Below are 24,264 nucleotides of genomic sequence, written 5' to 3' on the forward strand. Positions count from 1 at the left end.
AAGTGTCTTTTCTGATATCTGATAGTTTTTTAGCAGAAGCAAGCCGCTCCAACGATGATTAATAGAATAAACAATACAACTAATAAAGCAAATCCTCCAGCGAAGCCACAGCCGCCACAACTACCACCAAATCCCATAACAGTTCCTCCTTTAAATAGGAGGGGGAAAACAAAGGATCACTCATGTGTTTTAACGGATTCCATTTACTTTATGTATTTGTGAATGAATGGAGCAGGTCCTTTTCAAAATAGATTTATTTATTCTTAGAAGGGGTTCAAGGGAAAAATAGGAGAATCTATATTATTCTTTAAGAGCGAATAAATGAAAAATAAAATATCTAATAATATAGATAGAAATCCGCTTTTATACCTTTCAATAAAAGAATACTAGCATTATATATTATAAGGAATACTTGTCCTTAATTGTAAATGAAAGGGGGGAATTGATATGAGTTATGGCTATGGTCATCCTCCTAACAGATGTTGTGAACATCATAATGAAACTTTATCAACGGGTATATTACGTAGACATTCCGCTACGTTATTTCTTACTGTGGATGCTATGAATGTTGATCCCGATGATACTCGTAGAGTAACTGTTGAAATGTTTGATTGGTCATCTGGTTCTCCGGTATTGTTACCATTAATAGACCCTTCAACACAAATATTGCCACCTAATCGATATGTTACTTTTCGTTCAGCAGCTCTTCCTCCAGCACTTTTTGCTTATGAAGTAAGAATCATTCGTCCGAGAGATAGAGATGTTGTTACGAATGTTTTTGGTCTTAGTGCAATCGTATTTAACCCACAAGAAGGAAATAATGTTTTACAACATGATTTAGCAAAATTAGACCTTAAATAGATTTTGTAAAAGTCTATTTATTGAGCATGATTAAAAAAAGAGTAGGATGTAATCCTACTCTTTTTTAGCGTTAATTAAAATTTTAAAAGAAATCCTTCATCATTTTAGCATCTTTAATATTTACTATCACACCTTCTACCTTATCTTTCTTCTCATCTTTAGCAATCGTAATTTGTTCCTTATTATCAACCCACACAAGAAATTCGTCTTTTGAGTCATCTTTATATGTAATGGTAATAGTAGAATGTGCAGATTCTCTCTTTTTTTGATCTAAAGTGATTGTTTTAGGTGTTCCATTTTGAACTGCTGAAACGATAGATTTTATCATTTCTTCGTTATCTGTTTGGGATTTGGAAGTAGTATTATTTGTTGTTTTGAGTATTTCAATGTCTGTAATATTAGCGGAATTTAATTGAAAGGTATTTTGTGTATGTTCTTGCTTAACTTGTGAAGCTTTATCTGTAGCCGAGGTGCTTGTACAACCAATTAAAGTGAAAGATAGAGCGGTTAGAGCACATAGATAAGTGATTTTTTTCATTTTATCCCCTCCTCATATTTAATTATAACAATTTTCTGTTAATTTAGGTAGTTATTGTAAGGAGAAGATGTTTTAAAGTGGTAAATTATGTTGTTCATTCTCTATTAAAATCAAAATTCACATAACTTTTTTCATATTTTATGTTTAACATTGGGAAAATAGGTGTACTACATATAATATAACAAATAATTCATTTTAAAGGAGGAAGTTAAAGATGGAAACGAAGTATAGTAAACCTTTTGTATATGAATTTATTACGGAGAAAGAGGTCATGAATGCGGCGAATGATCTAGTGAAGAAAGGAATAGAACAAAAAGATATTTACGTGTTAACACATGAGAAAGAGAGGACAGATAGAATCGCAGATAATGCAGACGTGAACACGATTGGAATAAAAGAGGAAGGACTTGGGACAAGCATTATTAATGTCTTTCAAAAAACGGGAGATCAGTTAAGAAATAAGATGCAGGAGTTAGGGCTTAATGAGGAAGAAGCAAACTTCTACGAAGAAAAGCTAGATGAAGGGAAAATCTTGTTATTCGTTAAAGATTTAGAAAGAGTCGGTGAATGGTTACACGAAAGAAGATGCATGTATTCTATTTAATTTTGTACCCTTTACATCTATAAATCTATTACGAAAAGGAGATGGGAAATATGAGTGAGAGCGGGCTAAAAGAACAAATTACGGGTAAAGTTGAAAAGAAAAAAGGACAAGTAAAAGAAGGGATTGGTGAAGTTACAGAAGATAGAGAGTTGAAAAATGAAGGGAAGTGGGAGAAGACGAAGGGAACTATAAAAGAAAAAGTCGGAAAAGTGAAACAAAAGATAAATGATGGATTGGATAATAAAGAATAATACATGTTTATCAAGCTTTGGTTAAACACCAAAGCTTGATAAATCCATTATAAAAATATATAGGAGGTCTAATTGTGGGACTTATTATTACGTGTATTGTAGGTGGACTTATTGGTGCGTTAGCTGGAATGATTACGGGAAAAGACTTTCCTTTAGGTATAGTTGGTAATGTGATTGCTGGTTTAATTGGATCTTGGGTTGGTAGTGCATTATTTGGTCACTGGGGTCCTGAATGGGGAGGCATTTTTATTCTTCCAGCGTTATTAGGTGCAATCGTCTTTATTTTAATCGTTACATTCTTCTCTAGAATGCTGCGGAAAGCGTAAGTATGATAATGAATAGTAATCTTAAGTTTTTTATATGTAGCTATAAGGTTAATAGAGTGATAAGTATACATAAAAAAAGCATCCAATTAAAATAATTTGGATGCTTTTTTTGTATTTGGCATACGAATGAGTGGGGAATAAAGAATTCCCCACTCATTGAAATTACACTTTCTATTATGTATTAAACCATCGTTACTTTTTCACAATTATTTATTCTCACGACCTGCCTCGGTTCTATATGAGATAAGTCCTCGTTATTGCCTATATCAACTACAATTGTATTCGTTAGTATGTTAATAATGGAACCAACTAATTTTGTAGCATGATCGTGTCGATAAGAAAATTGAACGAAATCTCCCTTTTTAAAGTTGTGCTCTTCCATAGATAGATCCCCCTAAAAATAATGTTTATACATTATATATACACAAATTTATAAGGTTTAAACATTTGGTAGTATTTTTTAAGTGTTAAGCCAAGAAAGCTGTGGAAAATTTATTTATAATGAAAAATAAAAAATATGTTTAAAACTAATTTTTATGGGTAATTAACATAGTAGTAGTTTGAGATAAGGGGGCGGAAATGATGAATTTGTCAATAAATATTTTGCAAAATGATGTAGGTTATACAGTACAACTTAATGGTGAAATCGATGCATATACGGCATCAGATTTGAAAAGTAAGATTATGCCTATAGCAAGCGAAAAAGAGGTTCATATTGTCGTAGATTTTACTAAGGTAGATTATATGGATAGTACCGGTTTAGGTGTTTTTATAGCGCTATTAAAAGCAGTTAAGAAAAATGATGGGAAACTAGAGTTTATTGGTGTATCTAAAAGGTTAAAAAGATTATTTGATATTACAGGGTTAACAGAAATATTAAATTTGAATTCCGATTTTGAAAAAGTAGAAAGAAGGTGACTAGGGATGATGGAGAGATTTGAAAAGATAGAAATGAAAATTCCTGCAAAGGCAGAATATGTGGCTATTATTCGTTTAACGATGGCTGGCGTTGCGAATCGAATGGGCTTTGCTTATGACGATATAGAAGATATGAAAATTGCTATTAGTGAAGCATGTACAAACATTGTACAACATGCATATAAAGAAGACGTTGGAGAAATTGCAATTGTCTTTGGGCTATATGAAGATCGATTAGAAATTATGGTTGCGGATAATGGGGTTAGCTTTGATTTTAGCAGCTTAAAAAGGAAAGTTGGTCCGTATGATATTAGTAAACCAGTAGAACATTTGCCGGAAAATGGTTTAGGTTTATATTTAATCAATACGTTAATGGATGATATACAAATCATGCATGATGAGGGCATGACAGTTTTAATGACAAAATATATACAAAGAGAGCAGGTGGAGAATGATGGAAATCCAATCTCAACCTACAACTCTTACTAAAGAAGACGTTATTAAACTAATTGCAGACTTCCAACAAAACCAATGTGATGAAGCGCAAGAAAGATTAGTTAATCACTATAAAAATCTCGTATATTCCATTGCATATCGTTATTCAAAAGGTGGGCCTATGCATGAGGATATTATACAAGTAGGAATGTTAGGGCTCTTAGGCGCAATAAGAAGGTATGATTATTCGATAGGGAATGCTTTTGAGCCGTTTGCAATACCTACGATAGTAGGTGAAATAAAGAAGTATTTACGTGATAAAACATGGGGCATTCACGTTCCAAGGCGAATTAAAGATTTAGGCGGGAAGATTAAACTTGCGATAGAGGAGCTAACAGATCACCTGCAACGTTCACCGAAGATTATAGAGATTGCGGATCATTTAGGACTATCCGAAGAGGAAGTGCTAGAAATTATGGATGCGAAAAATAATTATCGAGTATCTTCCTTAGATGATGTAGTCGAAAATGCATCTGATGGAAGTTCGGTAGCGAGAATTGAATCTGTAGGTGAAGTAGAGCAAGGATATGAAGAGACAGAAAGGCGTCTCGTTTTAAAGGATATTTTTAACGTATTAAATGAAACGGAAAAGAGTGTTATTCATTATATATTTGAAGAAAATTTAAATCAAAAAGATACAGGGGAACGGTTAGGTATTTCACAAATGCACGTTTCTCGTATTAAAAGACAAGCGATAAGTAAATTGAAGCAAGCAGCATTTTTAGATACATAAAAATTTAAAAGAATTACGTTTAAAACATGAGAAAAGGGGTAGTTATTAAGTATAGGAGGAGATATTAAATGTCACACGATGTGAAAGAACTAATCGAAGGATTGAATGAAGATTTAGCAGGAGAATACTCGGCAATTATTATGTATAACCATAATGCAGCTACAGTTTCTGGTATATATAGACAAGTATTAAAGCCTTTCTTTGAATCTGAAATTAGTGATGAACAAGGACATGCCCTATATTTAGCAGAGAAAATTAAGACGTTAGGTGGTACACCTACTACAATCCCTTTACCAGTGAAACAAGTAGAAGATGTTAGAGAAATGTTAGAATACGCTAGACAATCAGAATATGAAACAATTAAGCGTTATGAAAAGCGAAAAGAACAGGCAGCGAAATTAAATATGACAGAGTTAGTTGTAAAGTTAGAAGATATGATCGCAGATGAAACAAATCATATGGAAGAATTAGATCGTCTTTTAAATGATAAAGCAATGGTGTTAAATTAATAGTGGAAATAATTTATAGAATGAAAGAACAAACTCTCATTTCTGGGGGTTTGTTCTTTTGCTATATAAAAAATATGTTTGAGTAGGAAATTTTCATTTTGTAACTGAGTATGTAATACTAGAAAAATAGAAAATGATAATAGATTTACATTTTAAATAAGAAAAGGGGAAATAACTTGTGTCCATTTTAATTGTCGATGATAATCCGGTTAACATCTTTGTAATTGAAAAAATTTTGAAACAAGCCGGATATCAGGATCTTGTATCGCTGAATTCTGCACAAGAGCTTTTCGAATACATCCATTTTGGAGAAGATTCTTCCAGGCATAAAGAAATAGATTTAATACTATTAGATATTATGATGCCTGAAATTGATGGACTTGAAGTTTGTAGGCGATTACAAAAAGAGGAGAAGTTTAAAGATATTCCTATTATTTTTGTTACAGCTTTAGAGGATGCAAATAAATTGGCCGAAGCTCTTGATATGGGGGCAATGGATTATATTACGAAACCTATAAATAAAGTTGAACTATTAGCACGTATGCGTGTAGCATTACGCTTGAAATCGGAATTAAATTGGCATAAAGAACAAGAAGAAAATCTGCGGAATGAACTAGATTTAGCTACGCAAGTACAAAGAAACTTATTAAGTAGCCCATTAAGAGAAGATCATATAAAAATTGAAGCAAGTTACTTACCTTCATTTAAACTAGCTGGAGATATGTATTATTGGTATAAAATCGATGAAAATCGCTACGGTATTATATTACTAGATGTGATGGGACATGGTGTATCTGCTTCATTAGTTTGTATGTTTATTTCGTCTGTATTACGTGAAACAATTAAATGTTTAATTGATCCAGAACTCGTTATTAAAGAATTAAATAAATATATGACCCTTTTACATAATGAAAATGATAATATTCCCTATTATTTTACGGCCATATACTTAGTTGTTAATACAGAAGATAGAACAGTTGAATATGTAAATGCAGGGCATCCTTCTGGATATGTTTTAGTTGATGAAACAAATGTAGTTGAACTAGATCGCGGGAGTTGTGCGGTAGGATTTTTTGATGAAATAAAAGTTAAAAAGACAGTTATACCTTTTGAGAAGAACGCTCAAATATTATTGTTTACAGATGGTGTTCTTGAAGCAATTGCAAATGATGAATTTGAGTCTGAAGAGAAATTACGTACTTTTACAGAAAGAAAATGGGGAGATTTAGAAGGCGAGATAGAAGGGTTTTATAAGGAAGAACAAAAGAAAGCGCAATCAGATGATATGTGTCTCATTATGATACAAACGAATGCGAAATAAAAAGCGTATGAAATCAGGATTTCATACGCTTTTTATTGTATTTTTTGATAAATTTGTTCACTAGGATTAAATTGGGTATAATGAGCGCAATCAGATGATATGTGTCTCATTATGATACAAACGAATGCGAAATAAAAAGCGTATGAAATCCAAACAGAGGATTTCATACGCTTTTTATTGTATTTTTTGATAAATTTGTTCACTAGGATTAAATTGGGTATAATGCGGCATGATATCCGAGAAACGAAGAGTTTCTTTATTCCCTAAACATAGGAATCCATTGTGACTTAAACTTTCATAAAATAGTTGTTGTACTTGGTTTTGAAGTTTACTTGTAAAGTAAATTAAAACGTTACGGCAAAGTATAATATGAAATTCGTTAAAAGATTGATCGGTTACTAAATTATGTTGTGCAAAAATAATGTTTTGTAAAAGTGATGGATTAAAATAAGCAAAACGATTATCTGTTGAATAATAGTTAGAAAATGCTTGTGTACCGCCAGCTTGTAAATAGTTTTTCGTATAAGTTTGCATTTTATTTAACGGAAGAATACCTTGTTTTGCTTTTTCTAACACATCTGTATTCATATCTGTTGCGTAAATAACAGCTTTTTCACTTAATCCTTCTTCGTGAAGTAAGATGGACATTGATAATACTTCTTCACCAGTTGCACATCCAGCATGCCAAATTCTAATTTCAGGATGCTTTCTTAATTCAGGAATAACATGCTCTCTTAGCGCCTTAAAAAAGATAGGGTTACGGAACATCTCAGTTACATTAATCGAGAAATCGTTTAATAACTGTTCTAAAAACCCTTCCTCATGAATTACCTTTTCAATTAATTTTGAAATGGTAGGGATATTAGAGAGCTGCATTCTATTGCAAATCCGCCTATAAATAGATGTGCGAGCATATTGGCGAAAATCAAATCCGGATAGTTTAAATACCGCTTCTAATAGTAAGTCAATTTCTAAGTTCGTACGCTTATCCATATCTACTGATGGATCAAAATTATAATACTTATTTTCCACTGAAACTAAACCTCACTTATTTTATTAACCATACACTCATTACCGAATAGAGTTGATGTAAATTTAATGGTTTACTTATATAATCTGAAGCGCCAGCAGATAAACATTTTTCCTTATCATTTGGCATTGCTTTAGCAGTTAATGCGATAATAGGTATTTCATGTAACCCTAAATTCATTCGGATATGTTCCATCGTTTCATAACCGTCCATATTTGGCATCATAATATCCATTAAAATAAGGTCGATATTTGTATTGCTTTTTAGCACTTCTAAACACTCTATACCGTTTTGGGCAGTAATAATGTTGGCATGTTGTTTTTTTAATGCATTTTGTAACGCAAATATATTTCGATGATCATCATCGACAATTAAAATGGTTTTCTCTTGGAAGACGTTACTTGTTTCTGGAATCACTATAGTTTCCTCAACAACTTCAGCAGGAATAACTTCATCTACTGTTGCTGCGACTTCTAAATTGGATACTTGTATATCATGTAATCCATTTGGAAGGTTAGGGATATACACGGTGAAAGTACTGCCTTCTCCTACATGACTCTCCAACGTAATCCAACCACCTAACAATCTAGCAAACTCTTTACAAATAGATAACCCTAAGCCTGTACCACCATATTTCCGAATCGTTGCGCCATCTGCCTGTTGAAAGGCTTCGAAAATAAGTTGATGCTGTTCTTTAGCAATACCGATACCAGTATCTTTTACTGAAATTGTAATCCAGTCTTTACTTACAGACTGCATATCATGACTTACATTACTTGTTTCTATTGAATCGAAATGTAAAGAGACAGATCCTTTTTCCGTGAATTTAAATGCATTGGATAATAAGTTTTTAATAATTTGTTCAATCCGTTTTGCATCTGTGTAAAACAAATCAGGAATCGTATCACTGTCTTCAACAGTAAATTCAACATTTTTTTGTGCAGCGATATGTAAGAAGTTTTGGTGCATACTTGCCGCCATATCACTTATGTTCGTTGCTTCGAAAATGACGTCTAGTTTTCCGGCTTCTACTTTAGATAAATCTAGTATGTCATTAATTAAAGTAAGTAAATCTTTCCCTGATGAATGAATGACGGTTGCTAATTCAATTTCATCATCGGATAAATGATTATCATGATTTTCTCTTAACATTTCAGATAATAGTAAAATACTATTTAATGGTGTACGTAATTCATGTGACATATTTGCTAGGAACTCTGATTTGTATTTTGAGCTACGTAACAACTCGCTTGCTTTTTCTTCTAATTCTAATTTAGTAATTTGTAAGTCAGCTGTCTTTTGCTCAGCCTCTTCAGTTCTAGACTCTAACTGTTCATTCGTTGTTCTTAATTCCTCAGCTTGCATTTGTAGTTCTTCCGCTTGCGTTTGTAATTCTTCTGATTGAACTTGTAACTCTTCTGTCATTGCTTGTGATTCATGTAAAAGAGTTTGAATTCGCATACGTCCCATAATACTATGGATTGTTAAACCTAGATTATCAACAGTTTGTTGAATTAAATCTTGATGTAAGTCTGAAATCTCAGTTACACTTACTAACTCCATTACTGCGATCACTTCATCCTCAAATAAGATAGGGATGACTAGTAGATTTTTAGGACGTATTTCTAATACTCCACTAGTGACATAACGAAACTCTTCGGGTATGTCACTGAGAATAAAACTTTTCTTTTCTAAAGCAGTCTGTCCAATGAAACCTTCACCCATTTTAATGGATTGTTTTCCAATATCAGCACCTTGATCGGCGAAAGAAGCTTTTTTCACATAGTAGACAGTTTCTTCAACTTCTTCACGTACATAAAATGCACCGCAAGAAGTTTGCGTTTTTTGTATAATTCCACTCAAAATTTTGTTACCTAACATCTCAATAGAAGATACACCTTGATACATTAAAATTAATTCTGCAAGCTCAGTTTGTAACCATTCTCTTTTCGATATTTCGTCTAGTAGGTGATTTGTTGTATGAGCAAGATCTTTTATTTCATCATGGCTGTTTACATGAATTCTTTCCGTAATTTTTTCTTTCGAAGAAATGGATTTAATAGCTTGAATTACATTTTTAATCGTTTTTGTAATGGAATTCGAAATATAGAGTGAAACGATAATGGCAAAACAAGAAAGTAAGAACAATAAACTGTATAACCAAATCTCTAATTTATTATTTTTAGTATCTAGTTGTGCAGCTCTTTTTTTCGTTAGTTGTTCCTCTACACTACGGAAGTTAGTTACCTGCGATTGTAATGATTGAATTTGAGTCGTATCGATTGCTTGTACGTTATTACTATTGTTATTCGTAATGAGTGGATGAATCTCTTTATTAATCCAATTAGTAATGTTTTCATTAATCTGCTTTAATTTTTCTTGCTGAGAAGGGTTATCCTCTAATAGAGCAAAAAGATCTTGATAATGTTTTTCATAATCCTTTTCTGCGGCGTTAAGGGATTGAACGTAATTTGCATCATTAGAAGTGATAAATCCTTTCGCTTTATTTTCAATTGTTAGCAATTCTTTCTCCACTTGATTCGTTAAATTAAGAACTTTAAAATCGTGATCAATAATAAAATTACGAGATTTTTGTAAATTGGAAATCTGATTGTTTAGCATAATGAAAGAAATAAGTAAGAACAAAATGATAACTAAATAACCAGCCATAATTTTGTAGCGAATACTAAATTTTGCTTTCGAGTTCATTAAAAATTCCTACCTTCAAGGTTATTAAAACTTTTCTATTTTAAAGAATGAAAAACGTAATATATATTATATCAGTTTTCATAAGGCCAAACTAGAAATCCCCCTATTGTATTAGGGGGTTCTTTTTTAATAGAGGAAATCATTTTGAAATATAAAAACATATATGAAAGGTAGTAAACGAGGGAATAGAGGATAACAAACATTCTAAGAAGGGAAGAGTGTTCTTAAAGCTCTTTTTGCATCTATTCCTTCAAAAATAAATAATATAAGATCTCTCTTTTTTACAGTAAGGAAAAAGGATACTAGAGTGCTTAAATTTTTAATTGATGTCATTGTTCCATGTTTACTTATAAACAAATTAGCTTGAAATGTTGTCATTAAAGCATAAAAATGATGAATCTGAGTTATTGTAGGTGTTTCATTATAAGAAATAGTAGTAGAGTGAATGGCGTTCATCGTAATATTCCTTTCCATATAGTAAGCATAACAATATAAACATACCCGTTTTAAAAAATGTTAAACATATAAATAAGAAAAAATATAATTATAGTTTTTTATGTTTAGAAAGGATTACGAAGGGTATACATATACTACAAAGAGATTGGCTGAAGATGAATTATAAGATTTCTAGTCTATAAAAATATACTTTTACTTTAAATAAAAAGGAGTCTGGTATACATGAATGAAATGATGATTGATATTACATTTGATTTAATTTACTTGTTAAGTAGTTCGCTTGTAATGCTTTTACTATTTGCTTTTTTCGTAAATGGTTATGTTAATAAGAAGATTAGTGTATACAGAAATGAAGAAAGATAAAGATACATTATATAAAACTTTAGGAGGTTAATAGTTATGAATGTAGATAGAAAAATAGTAGGTGTTTTTAGAACGGTCGATGATGCGGCACTCGTTATTAATGAATTAAAAGATAAAGGATATTCAGTTGATAACATTTCAGCTATTGCAAAGGATCAAAAGGAAATTGAACATCTGGAAGAAAAATCGGGTGAAAAAGTGAATCATGAAACTGCACATAAAGCGGATATCTTTTCAGCGACAGGGCTTGTGGCAGGAGGAGTAGCAGGCGGACTCGGTGGTTTATTAACAGGTCTTGGTATACTTGCCGTTTCTGGAATGGGTCCAATTGTAGCAGCAGGACCTATCGCAGCAGCTATTGGAGGAGCCGGTATTGGCGGAGGAGCTGGAAGTTTAATAGGAGCATTTATAGGATTAGGAATCCCAGAAGAACATGCTAAGAAATATGAAGAGTATATTTACGATGGGAATATATTAATTTTAGTAGATGCAAAATTAGATGATAAGTTAGAAATCTATAAAATATTTGATAAGCATAATGCTTATAACTCTGATTTCTTTAAATAATAGGTACGTCACATATTAAACATAGTGAATATCATTTTTTGATCTTACAACTTTGGCGCGGCCGAGGAGTCGTATGACTATAAGAGAGGAAGGGCTTATAGTAAAAGATCAAGTTCTATTCTGTTATTTAAAAGGAAAGAGGTGTCTTTTCGTGATTGTAAAAATATTAAAGGATAGTAGTAATAGCTTCCTTTGTACAGTTCAAAATAAAAATGGAGATCAGTATGTGAAGAAATGGTTTCGTAAACAGAAAAACAATGAAGAATTAGGGCGACCAACTTTTAAAGAAGTAGAAAAGGACTGGAAAGAAAATAGAGAATCTTTTATGTATCCCAATATTAAAGCGCTTTATTAAAATTAAACATAATGCGCGTTTTATTCTTACAAAACTGTCACATTCCTGTAAGGTAATTCAATAGATTCGTTACTTTTTCCATGTCATAATAAAGACATAAGAAAGCTAATTAAAACTACAACTTATTAGGAGAGTGTCAGTCATGATTGTAACAACAACTTCTGGAATTCAAGGTAAAGAAATTATTGAGTATATTGATATTGTAAATGGTGAAGCTATTATGGGTGCAAATATTGTCCGCGATTTATTCGCTTCTGTTCGTGATGTTGTCGGTGGTCGTGCTGGTTCTTATGAAAGCAAGCTAAAAGAAGCTCGTGATATCGCAATGGATGAAATGAAAGAACTTGCAAAACAAAAAGGTGCAAACGCTATTGTTGGTATTGACGTAGATTACGAAGTTGTTCGTGATGGAATGTTAATGGTTGCTGTAAGTGGTACAGCTGTACGTATATAAGTAAATAAAAAACAGGCTCACCCCTTGAAGTTTATGCTTTGAGGGGATTTTTTTATTTTTCTTTTGTTCATGACTAAAGTTAAAATAGAGAAGGGCCGACGTACTAGCTCGCTTATATCAAATGGAGTATATTATTTCTGAAGATAAAAGTAATAATATGGAAAATGTATATGTATTTAACGAAGGTGTTAACTTTATGACAAATAATAAAATTGTTATTTGAGATAATGAGAGAATTAGTGGTATGAATAAGTTTAGAGAGTGTATAGTTGATAGAAATAAACGATGAAGCATGTAAAGAGTTATATTACATAAAATTTATTATGAATGGAGGCGGTTACAATATGTTTTGGTTAGGATGTTTTTTAGGATATATTGCAGGTTCTGTTATTACATGTGCGCTACTTTACTTTGGATATAGATCCAATGAAAATAAAAAAGCGGATATGCAAAAAGGGGAGGAGAGGAAAATGAATAAAGAAGGTGTATAGTAGGTGAAAGGTAAGGTGATAGTGTTGATACAAAAATAAAGGACAGTACATATTGTATATGACTACTATGTACTGTTCCGCTTATTCTTTTTGGATTATGAGAAGTTGTTTCCTGTCTTGCTATAAAATTCATAGGCGAAAAACCCCAATAAATAGCCGATTCCGGATCCTAAACTAATGGAAAGCAGTGAGAAATCTGGGAAAAACATACCGAAAATCAAACCGATTATACAGCCAACGAGCATTCCCATTGGTATGAAGCTATCTAATAAAATTTGAGCGTTTTTTGACTTTTTCTTACCTAATGTGCCGTTGTTATATTTATGTTTAAGCCTTCCAATCACATAGACTACAATTCCCCCGACTATTACAACAGGCGCAATTGCCGTAAGTAACCACATGTTAGGATCTCCTTTCACCTTTTAATATAATTATACCAGATACTTACAATTGGGTATTCCTGAACGTACTATCTAGTCTATTTAAAAGGCCAATCAAAAAGACTTCTTCGATTGTAGTTAATAACTCGTCAAAAACACTTTCCCTTTCGTTTTCTCAGCAGACTGCACAACATCAACCGCCGTTTTCACATCCGCTAAGTCATACGTAGAATGTACTTTCATAAAACGTAATTGCTTATTTTCTACTAAGTGAATTAAATGACGAAACGTCTCTTGCCATTTATATGGTGACACTTCTTTATTCCAATGTCGTAAATGAAATATGTTTGCGTGCAATTTTGCTTTCGTGACAATCTCTGCCCAGTTAACTTGTACACCTGATAGAAGACCGATCGTTAAAAAGTGCCCGTTTGGACGCAAGGAGAAAGCTAATTCATTTCCATCCGGTCCCCCGATAGAATCAATTGCAGCATCCGCACCAATCCCATTTGTTAACTCCATAACGGTTTCATAAAGCGGGGCAGTGGAAGTATCGATTACATATGCAGCACCCAGGCGCAGTAACTCTTCTGTATGCTTATTATTTCTTGTCACGGCAATAAGTCGGAAGTTTAAAATTTGTGATAACTGTGCAAAAAGATGACCAATTGCGGATCCACAAGCATTCACTAATAAAACATCATTCTGTTGTAAGTTTAGCGTTTCTGTACATGTAACCCACGCCGTAAGAGGATTAATATACATTTGTGCTGCTGTGAAATCATCGATGGAATCAGGAATAGGAACTACAAAATCAGCTGACGTCTTCACATATTCTTGCCAAGTACCTTCTCCGCGTAACGGTAAAACACGTTTACCGATAAGGTCTTTAGAAACGAAAGAGCCAACGTCCTCTACAATACCAATACCTTCATAACCAGGTATGTTAGGTAAAGGAATTCTATGTGCATACGCTCCGGTTACGGGGATTAAGTCAGATGGATTAATCGGTCTAACTAACATACGAACGAGAACTTCATTCTCTTTTAATGGTTCTATATTTTTATATTCAACTTGTAATACATCTTTTGGGTTGCCAAACTTGTGAAATTGAATGTGTTTTCCGTGCAAAGTAATGTTCCCCCTTAGTGTAGTTGGATTTATTATAGCATTTTCAGCTTGGATGCTTACTTTGTTAAATATATAAGGAATAGAAATTAAAAAAAGGGAGTAAACATGAAGAACTAGCCCAATAAAAACTAAAGTTGAAGGCACCCGAAAGAGTGCTTTTATTTTGTTTTTATAAATATAATTTAAAGATTATACATAAATGGGGGAGTCAGCATGAATAAAAAGATAATCTGGGGAATTTTAGGGGTTATTGTAATTATCATAGCCCTTGTGAGTATGAACGTATTACAAGAAAATGCTAAAGAAGCAAAAGAAAAGAAGGAACGTGAAGCTAGATATGTTCAAGCGGCAGCGGAATTTTATTATAATATTGAACTAATGGGGTTTGTTGCTACTTTTGTTTTACCGCAATATTCCGAGGTTTGGTCTAAAGCTATTGATGATCGCCGAGACTTTAACGTAGCTATTCATGCTAAGAGAAAATCTCTAAATTCAATGGTGGCTCAATCTTCTGTAATATATAGCGATATGGAAGGTCAATTAAAAACAATGTCTGAAGCTGCAAAAGAAAATCCAAATAAGTACAAAGAACTTTATGATGAATACAAAAAGATGTACGGAACCATTACATCTTTAAAGGAACAAACAGAATCACCTAGTGGGACTCTGGTGGCATTTAACCAAAATACAAATATGTTACTCCAAGAATACAAGAAATATAAAGGGAATATAGATGTGGCTGTATCTGAGGATATAAAAAATGAAGTAGAGAAGATAAAAGAAAAAAATAAAAAATAATTACAAAATAAAATATATGGCTTAAAAAACAATTATTCATTCTGTTATATAGTTAAGGCATTAAAAGTTTGTGGTGGAGGAAGTCTAAATGGAGCTATTTAAAGGGAAAGTTGTTTGTCCAAGATGTGATGGAAATGGTCTCGTTTATAAAGCAGAAATTAAAGATATAAATAAAGTTGTATATGTTTGTGATGAATGTGACGCAACGTGGTTTCGGAATGATAGGTTTGGAATGGATAATTTAGTGGACTATGAGACGTTTCTTGAGGAGAATTCATTGTCTTATATGAAGGCGAATGTTATTCATTTAGGCTATGATTGGTACGAAGGATAGTAAATTTTTCAAAAGCAAGAAGCTACTTTAAAAGTAGCTTCTTCTATTTTTTATTAAGCCGAAGCTTTCTTCATTCTCTCAAGTAAACTAGATAACACATGCGTACGATACGATTCTAGTTTTTTACCTTCATAAGTACGAATACCTAATTTTTTAAGTTCTTTTACATACCAACCTTTGCTTCCGAAATACATGTGATCGCTCCCCTTCAACTTTGTTTTTATTTGTTCTGATTGTACTTGGAGGTACAGGTAATATAATGAAGGAAATGAATTTCGCGCGAAAATGGTTAACTTTGTTGCAAAAGACATATATACTAAAGGTAGTATATAACGAGGTGGGCAAGACGTGATTATAGAGAAGCACGAAATTCAAATTGACCAAATTACGAGCGGTAAAGTGAATATCTTTACTTTCTATAGAAATAGAAAGCAAATTGATGATCATTTTTTACGATTGCAAGAACCATCGCTTACAGCAAACTACTTCTTCCATTTTCATTTTGATGCAGAGAGCTTACATCTACTGCAGGAAGAGTTTCCAAGCGTATATCCGTACGACGGTAGTGAAACGATTCACGACTGGACGGAAAAGATGAAAGCAGAATTGCAACATCAGATCCAAGCAGGAAAATGGAATAAGCGCGTACGTATCGGTAATCGCATTCTAGATGTGGTATTTACGTGGTGTGACGAAGATATAGTAGAGTGAAAAAGAAGCGGATGACGCTTCTTTTTTTAGCGCTGGAATAAAACGAGCTTACCTGCAGTAGATGTGCAGCGATGTGTTTTTTCATACAATCCTTTTTCTTTTAAAATAGATTCACCTTTTGCTTTCGCTTCTTTTTCATTTGCCGCCTCGAATGATTCGTCTAATGCTTTTGAACCATCTTTTTCAAAGACTGTTAGAACGTATACTCCCATGAAAATTCCCTCCAATAATAAAAATCAGAATCTTATAACTATTTTGGCATAAATCAATAGAATATGCAAAGAAATATATGACATTGCGTGGTAAAATAAAGGGGAAGTTTTTTGGACACTAGATTTACTATTCGTAGTAAAGTACGGAAAAGAAAGGATCGTTATTTGTGAAACAAGTGAAGTTTATACATGCGGCTGATTTGCATTTGGATAGTCCGTTTAAAGGGATGGAGATGAATGTACCGCAGTCTGTTTGGGAAAGAATGAAGCAGAGTACGTTTGAATCGTTCGAACGTATTGTTGATAAAGCGATTCAAGAGCGCGTTGATTTCGTATTACTAGCCGGGGATTTATATGATGCAGAGACGAGAAGTTTGAGAGCGCAAGTGTTTGTGCGTGAGCAAATGAAGAGACTTTCGCAGTACGATATCCCTGTTTTTATTATTCACGGTAACCATGATCATTTAGGGGGAAGCTGGGCTGCAATTGAGTTTCCGGAAAATGTTCATGTGTTTACGGAGCCTTATGTAGAAGAGAAATCATTTTATAAAAATGGTAAGCTGTTAGCCTCTGTTTACGGGTTTAGTTATTTGCAGCAAGCGGTAACGGATAATATGACAGCGCAGTATACGAAAATGAGTGATGCGCCTTTTCATATTGGTATGATTCACGGAAGTGTGGAAGGAGATGCAGAGCATAATCGCTATGCACCGTTTCAAATTCGTGAGCTGAAGGAAAAGCAGTTTGATTATTGGGCTCTTGGCCATATACATAAACGTGAAATTTTATCAGAAGAGCCATATATTATTTATTCGGGGAACATACAAGGGCGTCATCGTAAGGAAACAGGTGAGAAGGGTGCGTACCTTATTGAACTTACGAAACAAGGAACGCATTGCTCATTTTTCCATACGGCGGATGTTGTATGGGATGAGATAGAAGTGAGTATTGATGGGCTTGAAACTGTCGATGACCTTATGACGGCAGCATCAAGTGCGATGAATGAGTGCCGAAGAGAAGAGGAAGGGACGCTACTAACTGTCGTATTTACAGGACAAGGCCCACTTTCTCCTTATTTGCGTGATGAAAAGCGTGTGGAAGAGATTTTTCATATTTTAGCATCTGGAGAAGAGCGAAAAGATTTTGTATATGCGATGAAGTGGAAAAATGAGACGGTTTCGTTTGCGGAAATCGAACGTTTGAAAGAAGAAAATCATTTCGTCGGTAGTGTGCTGAAGGAGTTAGAAGCTTTCAACAATATGGACGGCGTGTTACGCACGATTTGGACATCTCCTGTAGCGCGTAATAGTATTGAATCTTTTACAGAAGAAGAGAAGAAAGAGATTCAAAAGGAAGCGGAAAATATTATTTTAGAGCAATTATTCCAGCAAGAGAGGGATAAGAAATGAGAATTGAAAAACTCCATATTTATGGATACGGAAAATTAGAAAATGTAGAAATGGATCTTTCATTGCTGACGGTGTTGTACGGTGAAAATGAAGCGGGGAAATCGACAATTCGCTCATTTATGAAAAGTATTTTATTCGGTTTTCCGACGAGAGGACAGCGCCGGTATGAACCGAAAGAAGGCGGTAAGTATGGCGGTGCGATGACTGTACAAACAGAGAAATACGGTCGTTTGAAAATTGAACGATTGCCAAAGACGGCAGCTGGCGAGGTGACCGTTTATTTTGAAGACGGGAAAACGGGCAACGAGGAAATTTTACACGATATATTAAGCGGGATGAATGAAAGTTTATTTGAATCAGTCTTTTCATTTGATATGCACGGCCTTCAAAATATTCATCAGCTCGGCGAAGCGGATATCGGCAATTATTTATTTTCGGCAAGTGCAGTCGGAAGCGATGCGTTATTGCAGCTCGATAAAAAGCTAGAAAAAGAAATGGATCAGCGTTTTAAGCCGAGTGGCCGTAAGCCAGAAATTAACGTGTCACTGCAAGAAATGAAGAAGCTGGAAGAGAAGATGAAAGAGTGGCAAGGGAAAATTGGCACGTATGAAAAACAGGTCGAGCAGTTAAAAGAAAGTGAAGAGAAGCTCGCGTCTGTTCGTGCGGAGAAAGAGAGTGCGGAAAAACGAAAGCAAGATTATGAAATATTAGTGGCGCTTGAACCGCTCGTTATTGAAAAGCGTGCGCATGAGAAAGTGCTAGAAAAAGAGAATGGGCAGTTTCCGGTAAACGGAATGGCGCGTTATGAAGCAATTAAGGCGAAGATGGAGCCGCTCCAGTTGCAAGTTGATTCGCTCTATAAAAAAATAGAGAATGTACAATCGGAAATTGAATCGATTCAAATAGATGAAGAGTTTTTACATAAAGAAAGTTACGTGGAAGAACTTCGTATGCAGCATATGTCTTATGAAAATGCACGCCAAGAAATGCGTGATATGACAGGAAGTATTGCGAATATAAAAGAAGAAATCGCAGAGCTAGAGCAACAAATCGGTGCTACTTTTGAAAAAGAAACAGTCCTTTCGTTTGATATGAGTTTGGCAACGAAAGAGCTGATTACGCAAACAGTGCAAAAGGCGCGCGAATTAGAAACGCAAAAAGTACAGCTTGATGATCGCTTTAAAGTAGCGCAGGAGCAATTAGAAGAACAAGAAGAAAATATAAGACAGGTTCAGAAACAAATGTTAGCGGATGAAGAGCGAAATGCGTTAAGTGAGAAAGAGAAGTCGTTTCAAGATGCGGCGTTTATTGGTATGGGCGCTGAGAGAATGAAGCGCAAATATGAGGAAAAAGCAGGAGCAGCGGTGCAAAAGAAAAAACAGTGGCAAAGAATTTGTCTTCTGTTACTTCTTATTAACACAGGCATTTTATTTACGAGCTTATTTATGGACAACCGCCCGCTCTTATTTATTAGCGTCATTGTTTTTGTAGGGATTGTTCTTGCTCTTGTTTTATATAAAGATCCGTCAAATGGATTACAAGAAGAGCTTCTAACTCTTCAGCAAAGTGCTGGCGGGAGACAAAGTGAAGAAGCGATGTCTGTTCGCTATGAGTTAGAAAAAGACGAAGAGATTCGTAAGCTATTTGAGCGAGAGTCTTATAAATTGCAGCAAATGGAGCGAGCGTATGATAAAGTCGTTTCATCGTATGAGGAATGGGAGAGAGAAACGTTCCGCATTAGTGAACAAGTTAATGCATATAAAGTACGCTATATGTTCCCTGAATTTTATACGTATGCACACATATTGCCGGCGTTTGAGCGTATGGAAAAAATACAACAATTATATCGAGAATTAGAGAAGCAAGGCGCGCGGAAATCTTCATTATATGAAATGATTTCGCAATTTGAACATAAACTAAAAACTGTTATCGGTAGCGCGGAGTATAGGAAGCTGCACGAGGCGCAAAGTCGTATGCAACATGAGAAAGAGAAACGCCAAACTTGTAAGCAGTTAAAAGAGAAGCTAGCTGAATGGCAAGAAGAATATGAGTTCATGCAAGAGCAATTGAAACAACTGTTAGTAGAACGAGATGGATTATGGCATATCGCAGATTCTACAGATGAAGAGATGTTTTTAGAAGCAGGTAAACTGGCAGAAAAACGTGAAGATGCTGAGAAACAAGTAGGGCGTTTATTACCGCAAATTGATCTGTTAGAACAACGCTTAACGAGTTTATCATTAGCTGAACATTATGAGGCTGACGGTTATGATGAAAAATTAAAGCAAGAAATAACAGCCGCACAAAACTATCTTACGAGAGAGAAAGAACTGACAGAGCGCATTGCGAAACATCGTATGGAAATTGCGAATTTAGAAGAAGGTAGTACGTACGGTGATTTAATGCATGAATGGGAAATGAAAAAAGCGCAAGTGCGTGAACAAGTGAAGAAATGGGCTGCTTATGCGGCCGCAAAGACAGTGTTAACGAAAACGAAACAATATTATCATGAAGTACATCTTCCTCGTATTTTACAAAAATCAGAAGAGTATTTCGTCTATTTAACAGGCGGGCGATATAGTAAAATCTTTTCACCGTCAGAGGCGGAGCCGTTTATTGTGGAACGTAACGACGGTATGCGTTTTTACAGTCATGAACTAAGCCAAGCGACAGCGGAACAGTTATATTTATCGCTGAGATTTGCATTAGCGAAAACATTCGAGCATGATTATCCATTTATTATTGATGATAGTTTCGTACATTTCGATGCGGTAAGGACGAATCGCACAATTGAACTAATAAAGGAAATCGCAAAAGATAGACAAGTCATCTTCTTTACATGTCACGCTCATTTATTATCGTTCTTTACAGAAAAGCAGATTATAAAATTAACGCATAAGCGTAAAGAAAATGAGTTGTAGTGTGCTATACTAAAAGTAACTGATTTGGTGGAGGAATTCGAATGAAAAAGAAAATTGCAGAATATGAAGTTGGTGAACAAGTCGATGTTTTCTTGTTAATTAAAACAGCGACAAAAGGTCTAGCAAGCAATGGAAAGCCGTTTTTAACAGTAATCTTACAAGATCCAAGTGGAGATATTGAAGCGAAGCTATGGGATGTATCACCAGAAGTTGAGAAACAATATGTAGCAGAAACAATCGTTAAAGTAGCTGGAGATATTCTAAACTACAAAGGACGTATTCAATTACGTGTGAAACAAATCCGTGTTGCAAATGAAAATGAAGTAACAGACATCTCGGACTTCGTAGAAAAAGCACCAGTGAAAAAAGAAGATATGGTTGAAAAGATTACGCAATACATATTTGAAATGAGAAACCCGAACATTCAGCGTCTAACAAGACATTTATTAAATAAGCATCAAAACGAATTTTTAGAGTATCCAGCAGCGACAAAGAACCATCACGAGTTCGTATCTGGACTAGCTTATCATGTCGTATCGATGCTGGATTTAGCGAAAGCTATTTCAAATCTATACCCATCATTAGATAAAGACTTACTATATGCAGGCGTGATTTTACATGACCTTGGTAAAGTAATCGAATTATCTGGCCCAATTTCTACAACGTATACGTTAGAAGGAAATTTACTAGGCCACATCTCTATCATGGTGAACGAAATTGGTAAAGCAGCAGACGAATTGCAAATCGATGCAGAAGAAGTATTAATTCTTCAACACATTGTCCTTTCTCACCACGGAAAAGCAGAATGGGGTAGCCCAAAACCACCATTAGTAAAAGAAGCAGAAATTCTGCATTACATCGATAACTTAGATGCAAAAATGAACATGATGGACCGTGCATTAGGACGCACAAAACCAGGTGAATACACTGAGCGTGTCTTTGCACTTGATAATCGTTCGTTCTATAAACCGACGTTCCATAATTAATAGTGTGAATCAAGTGGCCTCATTAAGTTTTAAAAGCTTAGTGAGGCTATTTTTATAGGAAGTAAATAATACGATACAAAAAAATATCTCGAATTTGAGATAAACCACTTGCTTTTTAATCACTTGAGGTGTAAAGTGATAGTAACGAAAGCGATTGAGTCATATGAAAAACATACACTCACTTGCTTTCGACTTACAAAACAAAGTAACTTATGCAGTAAAAACTAAGATGAATTTACAAAAACATAATGAGAATAAATTAAAACGCTAAAAACCATATTAGTTGTGGGAAATGTTATTTTTTTAGTTATCACTTGACTAGTAAAACGAAACGGAGGAATAAACAATGTATGAAATTAAAGGGCATCATCACATTTCAATGGTTACGAAAAATGCAAATGAAAATAATCACTTTTATAAAAATGTACTTGGTTTACGTCGCGTGAAAATGACAGTAAACCAAGATGATCCATCAATGTATCACTTATTTTACGGAGATAAAATAGGAAGTCCAGGTACAGAATTATCATTTTTTGAAATTCCTTTAGTAGGAAAAACGTACCGCGGTACGAATGCCATTACTCGAATTGGATTACTTGTTCCTTCAGAGGATAGCTTGCATTACTGGAAAGAACGATTTGAAGAATTTGATGTAAAACATAGTGAAATGACAACATATGCAAATCGTCCTGCTTTGCAATTTGAGGATGCTGAAGGTCTTCGCTTAGTACTACTCGTTTCAAACGGAGAAAAAGTAGAGCACTGGGAAACTTGGGAGAAATCAGAAGTTCCTGCAAAGCATCAAATTCAAGGAATGGGTTCTGTGGAAATGACAGTTCGTAGACTTGATAAAATGGCGAGTACACTTACAGAGATGTTTGGTTATACAGAGGTTAGCCGAAATGACGAAGAAGCGATTTTTCAGTCCATTAAAGGAGAAGCTTTTGGAGAAATCGTTGTGAAATATTTAGATGGTCCTACTGAAAAGCCAGGCCGCGGTAGCATTCACCATTTAGCAATTCGTGTGAAAAACGATGCAGAGCTTGCTTATTGGGAAGAACAGGTGATAAAAAGAGGCTTCCAGTCTTCAGGGATCATCGACCGTTTCTATTTTAAAAGCTTATATTTCCGCGAATCAAACGGAATCTTATTTGAAATTGCGACAGATGGACCAGGATTTACAGTTGATGGCGATGTGGAACATTTAGGAGAAAAACTTGATTTACCACCGTTCTTAGAAGATCAGCGTGCAGAGATTGAAGCGAATTTAGCACCTATTGAAGAGAAGTAATAGAAGAGAAAATATAAAATTTAAAACCACTGGAGGAATAGAAAATGAACCAATTAAAAGGAATTCACCACGTTACAGCGATTACAAGTAGTGCAGAAAAGAACTATGAATTTTTCACTCACGTTTTAGGAATGCGTTTAGTTAAAAAAACAGTAAACCAAGATGATATTCAAACGTATCATTTATTCTTTGCAGATGATAAAGGTAGTGCAGGAACAGATATGACATTCTTTGACTTCCCAGGTATTCAAAAAGGAGTACACGGTACAAATGAAATTTCAAAAACGTCATTCCGAGTGCCAACTGATGCAGCGTTAGCATATTGGGTAAAACGTTTTGACCGTCTTGAAGTCGAACATACAGGAATTAAAGAGCAATTTGGTAAGAAAACTCTTTCTTTCGTTGATTTCGATGATCAACACTATCAATTAATTTCTGATGAATTAGATAAAGGGATCGAATCAGGTACACCGTGGCAAAACGGTCCAGTTCCATTAGAATATGCAATTACTGGTTTAGGACCTGTATTCATCCGTATTGCAAACTTTAGTTTCTTCAAAGAAGTGTTAGAAAAAGTTTTATTATTTAAAGAGGTTGCGCAAGAAGGAGAATTCTATTTATTTGAAGTGAACAAAGGCGGAAACGGTGCCTCTGTCATTGTAGAACATAATACGGTTCTTCCAGAAGCACGACAAGGTTTTGGTACAGTGCACCATGCTGCATTCCGCGTAGAAGATCGCGCTGTATTAGAAGAATGGATCGAGAGAATAAGTAGCGTAGGGCTTCCTTCATCTGGCTATGTAGACCGTCACTTCTTCGAATCATTATACGCAAGAGTTGCACCACAAATCTTATTTGAATTTGCAACAGACGGCCCAGGATTTATGGGAGATGAGCCATACGAAACACTTGGCGAAAAATTATCTTTACCTCCATTCCTAGAGCCAAAACGTGAAGAAATCGAAAAATTAGTTCGTCCAATTGATACAGTGAGAAGTACGAAGGAATTTATTAAAGAGTAAAAGTAGAGATAATAAGTAGGAGAGCAAGTAGTTTTAGCGGAATGCTGAAACTGCTTGCTTTTTTATTTCGCCTATAAATTTTCTGAAA

32 protein-coding genes are annotated in these 24,264 nt (G+C 34.5%); 22 read left to right on the forward strand and 10 right to left on the reverse strand.

Going from position 1 to position 24,264, the window contains the following annotated elements; all coding sequences use genetic code 11:
• Nucleotides 1–29: 29 nt before the first annotated feature.
• Nucleotides 30–137: a YjcZ family sporulation protein gene (locus tag DN390_RS23775; RefSeq protein WP_000505670.1), complete on the reverse strand. Its 108-nt coding sequence runs from the start codon at nt 135–137 to the stop codon at nt 30–32.
• A gap of 310 nt (nt 138–447) precedes the next feature.
• Here DN390_RS23775 and DN390_RS23780 point away from each other — a divergent pair, with 310 nt between their 5' ends.
• Nucleotides 448–861 (forward strand): hypothetical protein, encoded by a 414-nt coding sequence (locus tag DN390_RS23780; RefSeq protein ID WP_098558962.1) that lies wholly within the window; start codon nt 448–450, stop codon nt 859–861.
• Nucleotides 862–943: 82 nt separating this feature from the next.
• Here the strand turns inward: DN390_RS23780 and DN390_RS23785 are convergent, their stop codons facing one another.
• Entirely contained in the window at nt 944–1,399 is a 456-nt protein-coding gene (locus DN390_RS23785) for a hypothetical protein (protein ID WP_098558961.1), read from the reverse strand.
• A 214-nt stretch (nt 1,400–1,613) separates the two neighbouring features.
• On the opposite strand from DN390_RS23785, the gene DN390_RS23790 reads away from it, so the two are divergent.
• From DN390_RS23790 to DN390_RS23800, 3 genes are all read left to right on the forward strand, one after another.
• Nucleotides 1,614–2,003, forward strand: coding sequence for a YflT domain-containing protein (locus tag DN390_RS23790; protein WP_016125605.1), 390 nt, complete (start codon nt 1,614–1,616; stop codon nt 2,001–2,003).
• A 50-nt stretch (nt 2,004–2,053) separates the two neighbouring features.
• Entirely contained in the window at nt 2,054–2,254 is a 201-nt protein-coding gene (locus tag DN390_RS23795) for a CsbD family protein (protein WP_147808659.1), read from the forward strand.
• A gap of 74 nt (nt 2,255–2,328) precedes the next feature.
• Nucleotides 2,329–2,580 (forward strand): GlsB/YeaQ/YmgE family stress response membrane protein, encoded by a 252-nt coding sequence (locus DN390_RS23800; RefSeq protein ID WP_000522902.1) that lies wholly within the window; start codon nt 2,329–2,331, stop codon nt 2,578–2,580.
• Between the two features lie 181 nt (nt 2,581–2,761).
• Here the strand turns inward: DN390_RS23800 and DN390_RS23805 are convergent, their stop codons facing one another.
• Nucleotides 2,762–2,962 carry a hypothetical protein gene (locus DN390_RS23805; protein WP_000390994.1) on the reverse strand — a complete coding sequence of 67 codons (201 nt, stop codon included), beginning with the start codon at nt 2,960–2,962 and terminating at the stop codon, nt 2,762–2,764.
• A 197-nt stretch (nt 2,963–3,159) separates the two neighbouring features.
• On the opposite strand from DN390_RS23805, the gene rsbV reads away from it, so the two are divergent.
• The 5 genes from rsbV to DN390_RS23830 all read left to right on the forward strand — a co-directional run bounded on the left by rsbV (nt 3,160) and on the right by DN390_RS23830 (nt 6,556).
• On the forward strand, nt 3,160–3,498 hold the full coding sequence (rsbV, locus tag DN390_RS23810; RefSeq protein ID WP_147808660.1) for an anti sigma b factor antagonist RsbV: 339 nt from the start codon (nt 3,160–3,162) through the stop codon (nt 3,496–3,498).
• Between the two features lie 6 nt (nt 3,499–3,504).
• The gene (rsbW, locus tag DN390_RS23815) at nt 3,505–3,987 is read left to right on the forward strand and encodes an anti-sigma B factor RsbW (protein ID WP_147808661.1); all 483 of its coding nucleotides are present in this window, start codon (nt 3,505–3,507) and stop codon (nt 3,985–3,987) included.
• Nucleotides 3,950–4,726: an RNA polymerase sigma factor SigB gene (gene sigB / locus DN390_RS23820; protein WP_097949937.1), complete on the forward strand. Its 777-nt coding sequence runs from the start codon at nt 3,950–3,952 to the stop codon at nt 4,724–4,726. The genes rsbW and sigB overlap by 38 nt, the downstream gene beginning before the upstream one ends.
• 68 nt (nt 4,727–4,794) lie before the next feature.
• Nucleotides 4,795–5,235, forward strand: a complete 441-nt coding sequence (locus DN390_RS23825) for a ferritin-like domain-containing protein (RefSeq protein WP_016133819.1) — start codon at nt 4,795–4,797, stop codon at nt 5,233–5,235.
• Nucleotides 5,236–5,413: 178 nt separating this feature from the next.
• A complete protein-coding gene (locus DN390_RS23830) occupies nt 5,414–6,556 on the forward strand; it encodes a fused response regulator/phosphatase (RefSeq protein WP_147808662.1) in 1,143 nt (380 codons plus the stop codon).
• 174 nt (nt 6,557–6,730) lie between these two features.
• Here DN390_RS23830 and DN390_RS23835 read toward each other — a convergent pair whose 3' ends face one another.
• The 3 genes from DN390_RS23835 to DN390_RS23845 form a co-directional block, all read right to left on the reverse strand.
• Complete coding sequence (locus tag DN390_RS23835; RefSeq protein ID WP_147808663.1) at nt 6,731–7,588, reverse strand: CheR family methyltransferase; 858 nt, start codon at nt 7,586–7,588, stop codon at nt 6,731–6,733.
• Between the two features lie 16 nt (nt 7,589–7,604).
• On the reverse strand, nt 7,605–10,295 hold the full coding sequence (locus DN390_RS23840; RefSeq protein WP_147808664.1) for an ATP-binding protein: 2,691 nt from the start codon (nt 10,293–10,295) through the stop codon (nt 7,605–7,607).
• Nucleotides 10,296–10,499: 204 nt separating this feature from the next.
• On the reverse strand, nt 10,500–10,751 hold the full coding sequence (locus DN390_RS23845; RefSeq protein WP_147808665.1) for a hypothetical protein: 252 nt from the start codon (nt 10,749–10,751) through the stop codon (nt 10,500–10,502).
• 222 nt (nt 10,752–10,973) lie between these two features.
• Here DN390_RS23845 and DN390_RS30800 point away from each other — a divergent pair, with 222 nt between their 5' ends.
• The 5 genes from DN390_RS30800 to DN390_RS30805 all read left to right on the forward strand — a co-directional run bounded on the left by DN390_RS30800 (nt 10,974) and on the right by DN390_RS30805 (nt 12,981).
• The gene (locus tag DN390_RS30800) at nt 10,974–11,114 is read left to right on the forward strand and encodes a hypothetical protein (RefSeq protein WP_016089038.1); all 141 of its coding nucleotides are present in this window, start codon (nt 10,974–10,976) and stop codon (nt 11,112–11,114) included.
• 36 nt (nt 11,115–11,150) lie between these two features.
• Nucleotides 11,151–11,681 (forward strand): general stress protein, encoded by a 531-nt coding sequence (locus DN390_RS23850; RefSeq protein WP_147808666.1) that lies wholly within the window; start codon nt 11,151–11,153, stop codon nt 11,679–11,681.
• Nucleotides 11,682–11,832: 151 nt separating this feature from the next.
• Entirely contained in the window at nt 11,833–12,036 is a 204-nt protein-coding gene (locus DN390_RS23855) for a DUF4028 family protein (protein ID WP_063222075.1), read from the forward strand.
• A 142-nt stretch (nt 12,037–12,178) separates the two neighbouring features.
• Nucleotides 12,179–12,490, forward strand: coding sequence for a YbjQ family protein (locus tag DN390_RS23860; RefSeq protein WP_000637510.1), 312 nt, complete (start codon nt 12,179–12,181; stop codon nt 12,488–12,490).
• A 344-nt stretch (nt 12,491–12,834) separates the two neighbouring features.
• The gene (locus DN390_RS30805; protein WP_179955778.1) at nt 12,835–12,981 is read left to right on the forward strand and encodes a hypothetical protein; all 147 of its coding nucleotides are present in this window, start codon (nt 12,835–12,837) and stop codon (nt 12,979–12,981) included.
• A 95-nt stretch (nt 12,982–13,076) separates the two neighbouring features.
• On the opposite strand, the gene DN390_RS23865 is transcribed toward DN390_RS30805, so the two are convergent.
• Together DN390_RS23865 and DN390_RS23870 are read right to left on the reverse strand one after the other, a co-directional pair.
• Nucleotides 13,077–13,382 carry a hypothetical protein gene (locus DN390_RS23865; protein WP_147808667.1) on the reverse strand — a complete coding sequence of 102 codons (306 nt, stop codon included), beginning with the start codon at nt 13,380–13,382 and terminating at the stop codon, nt 13,077–13,079.
• 117 nt (nt 13,383–13,499) lie between these two features.
• Complete coding sequence (locus tag DN390_RS23870) at nt 13,500–14,492, reverse strand: zinc-dependent alcohol dehydrogenase family protein (RefSeq protein WP_147808668.1); 993 nt, start codon at nt 14,490–14,492, stop codon at nt 13,500–13,502.
• A gap of 213 nt (nt 14,493–14,705) precedes the next feature.
• Between DN390_RS23870 and DN390_RS23875 the strand changes: the two genes are divergently transcribed.
• Together DN390_RS23875 and DN390_RS23880 are read left to right on the forward strand one after the other, a co-directional pair.
• The gene (locus DN390_RS23875) at nt 14,706–15,290 is read left to right on the forward strand and encodes a hypothetical protein (RefSeq protein WP_147808669.1); all 585 of its coding nucleotides are present in this window, start codon (nt 14,706–14,708) and stop codon (nt 15,288–15,290) included.
• A gap of 88 nt (nt 15,291–15,378) precedes the next feature.
• On the forward strand, nt 15,379–15,624 hold the full coding sequence (locus DN390_RS23880; protein ID WP_060629817.1) for a hypothetical protein: 246 nt from the start codon (nt 15,379–15,381) through the stop codon (nt 15,622–15,624).
• Between the two features lie 53 nt (nt 15,625–15,677).
• Here the strand turns inward: DN390_RS23880 and DN390_RS23885 are convergent, their stop codons facing one another.
• The gene (locus DN390_RS23885; RefSeq protein ID WP_000273536.1) at nt 15,678–15,818 is read right to left on the reverse strand and encodes a YflJ family protein; all 141 of its coding nucleotides are present in this window, start codon (nt 15,816–15,818) and stop codon (nt 15,678–15,680) included.
• Nucleotides 15,819–15,972: 154 nt separating this feature from the next.
• On the opposite strand from DN390_RS23885, the gene DN390_RS23890 reads away from it, so the two are divergent.
• Nucleotides 15,973–16,335 (forward strand): hypothetical protein, encoded by a 363-nt coding sequence (locus DN390_RS23890; RefSeq protein ID WP_147808670.1) that lies wholly within the window; start codon nt 15,973–15,975, stop codon nt 16,333–16,335.
• Nucleotides 16,336–16,361: 26 nt separating this feature from the next.
• Here DN390_RS23890 and DN390_RS23895 read toward each other — a convergent pair whose 3' ends face one another.
• Nucleotides 16,362–16,547: a YhzD family protein gene (locus DN390_RS23895; RefSeq protein WP_147808671.1), complete on the reverse strand. Its 186-nt coding sequence runs from the start codon at nt 16,545–16,547 to the stop codon at nt 16,362–16,364.
• 167 nt (nt 16,548–16,714) lie between these two features.
• Here DN390_RS23895 and DN390_RS23900 point away from each other — a divergent pair, with 167 nt between their 5' ends.
• From DN390_RS23900 to DN390_RS23920, 5 genes are all read left to right on the forward strand, one after another.
• Entirely contained in the window at nt 16,715–17,956 is a 1,242-nt protein-coding gene (locus DN390_RS23900) for a metallophosphoesterase family protein (protein WP_147808672.1), read from the forward strand.
• Nucleotides 17,953–20,877: an ATP-binding protein gene (locus DN390_RS23905; RefSeq protein WP_147808673.1), complete on the forward strand. Its 2,925-nt coding sequence runs from the start codon at nt 17,953–17,955 to the stop codon at nt 20,875–20,877. The genes DN390_RS23900 and DN390_RS23905 overlap by 4 nt, the downstream gene beginning before the upstream one ends.
• A 41-nt stretch (nt 20,878–20,918) precedes the next feature.
• Nucleotides 20,919–21,863, forward strand: a complete 945-nt coding sequence (gene yhaM / locus DN390_RS23910; RefSeq protein ID WP_000726652.1) for a 3'-5' exoribonuclease YhaM — start codon at nt 20,919–20,921, stop codon at nt 21,861–21,863.
• A 346-nt stretch (nt 21,864–22,209) separates the two neighbouring features.
• The gene (locus tag DN390_RS23915) at nt 22,210–23,154 is read left to right on the forward strand and encodes a ring-cleaving dioxygenase (protein ID WP_147808674.1); all 945 of its coding nucleotides are present in this window, start codon (nt 22,210–22,212) and stop codon (nt 23,152–23,154) included.
• 44 nt (nt 23,155–23,198) lie between these two features.
• The gene (locus DN390_RS23920) at nt 23,199–24,176 is read left to right on the forward strand and encodes a ring-cleaving dioxygenase (protein ID WP_147808675.1); all 978 of its coding nucleotides are present in this window, start codon (nt 23,199–23,201) and stop codon (nt 24,174–24,176) included.
• Nucleotides 24,177–24,264: the final 88 nt, after the last annotated feature.

It is taken from the genome of Bacillus sp. SH7-1, from assembly GCF_008042405.1.
GTDB lineage: Bacteria > Bacillota > Bacilli > Bacillales > Bacillaceae_G > Bacillus_A > Bacillus_A thuringiensis_N.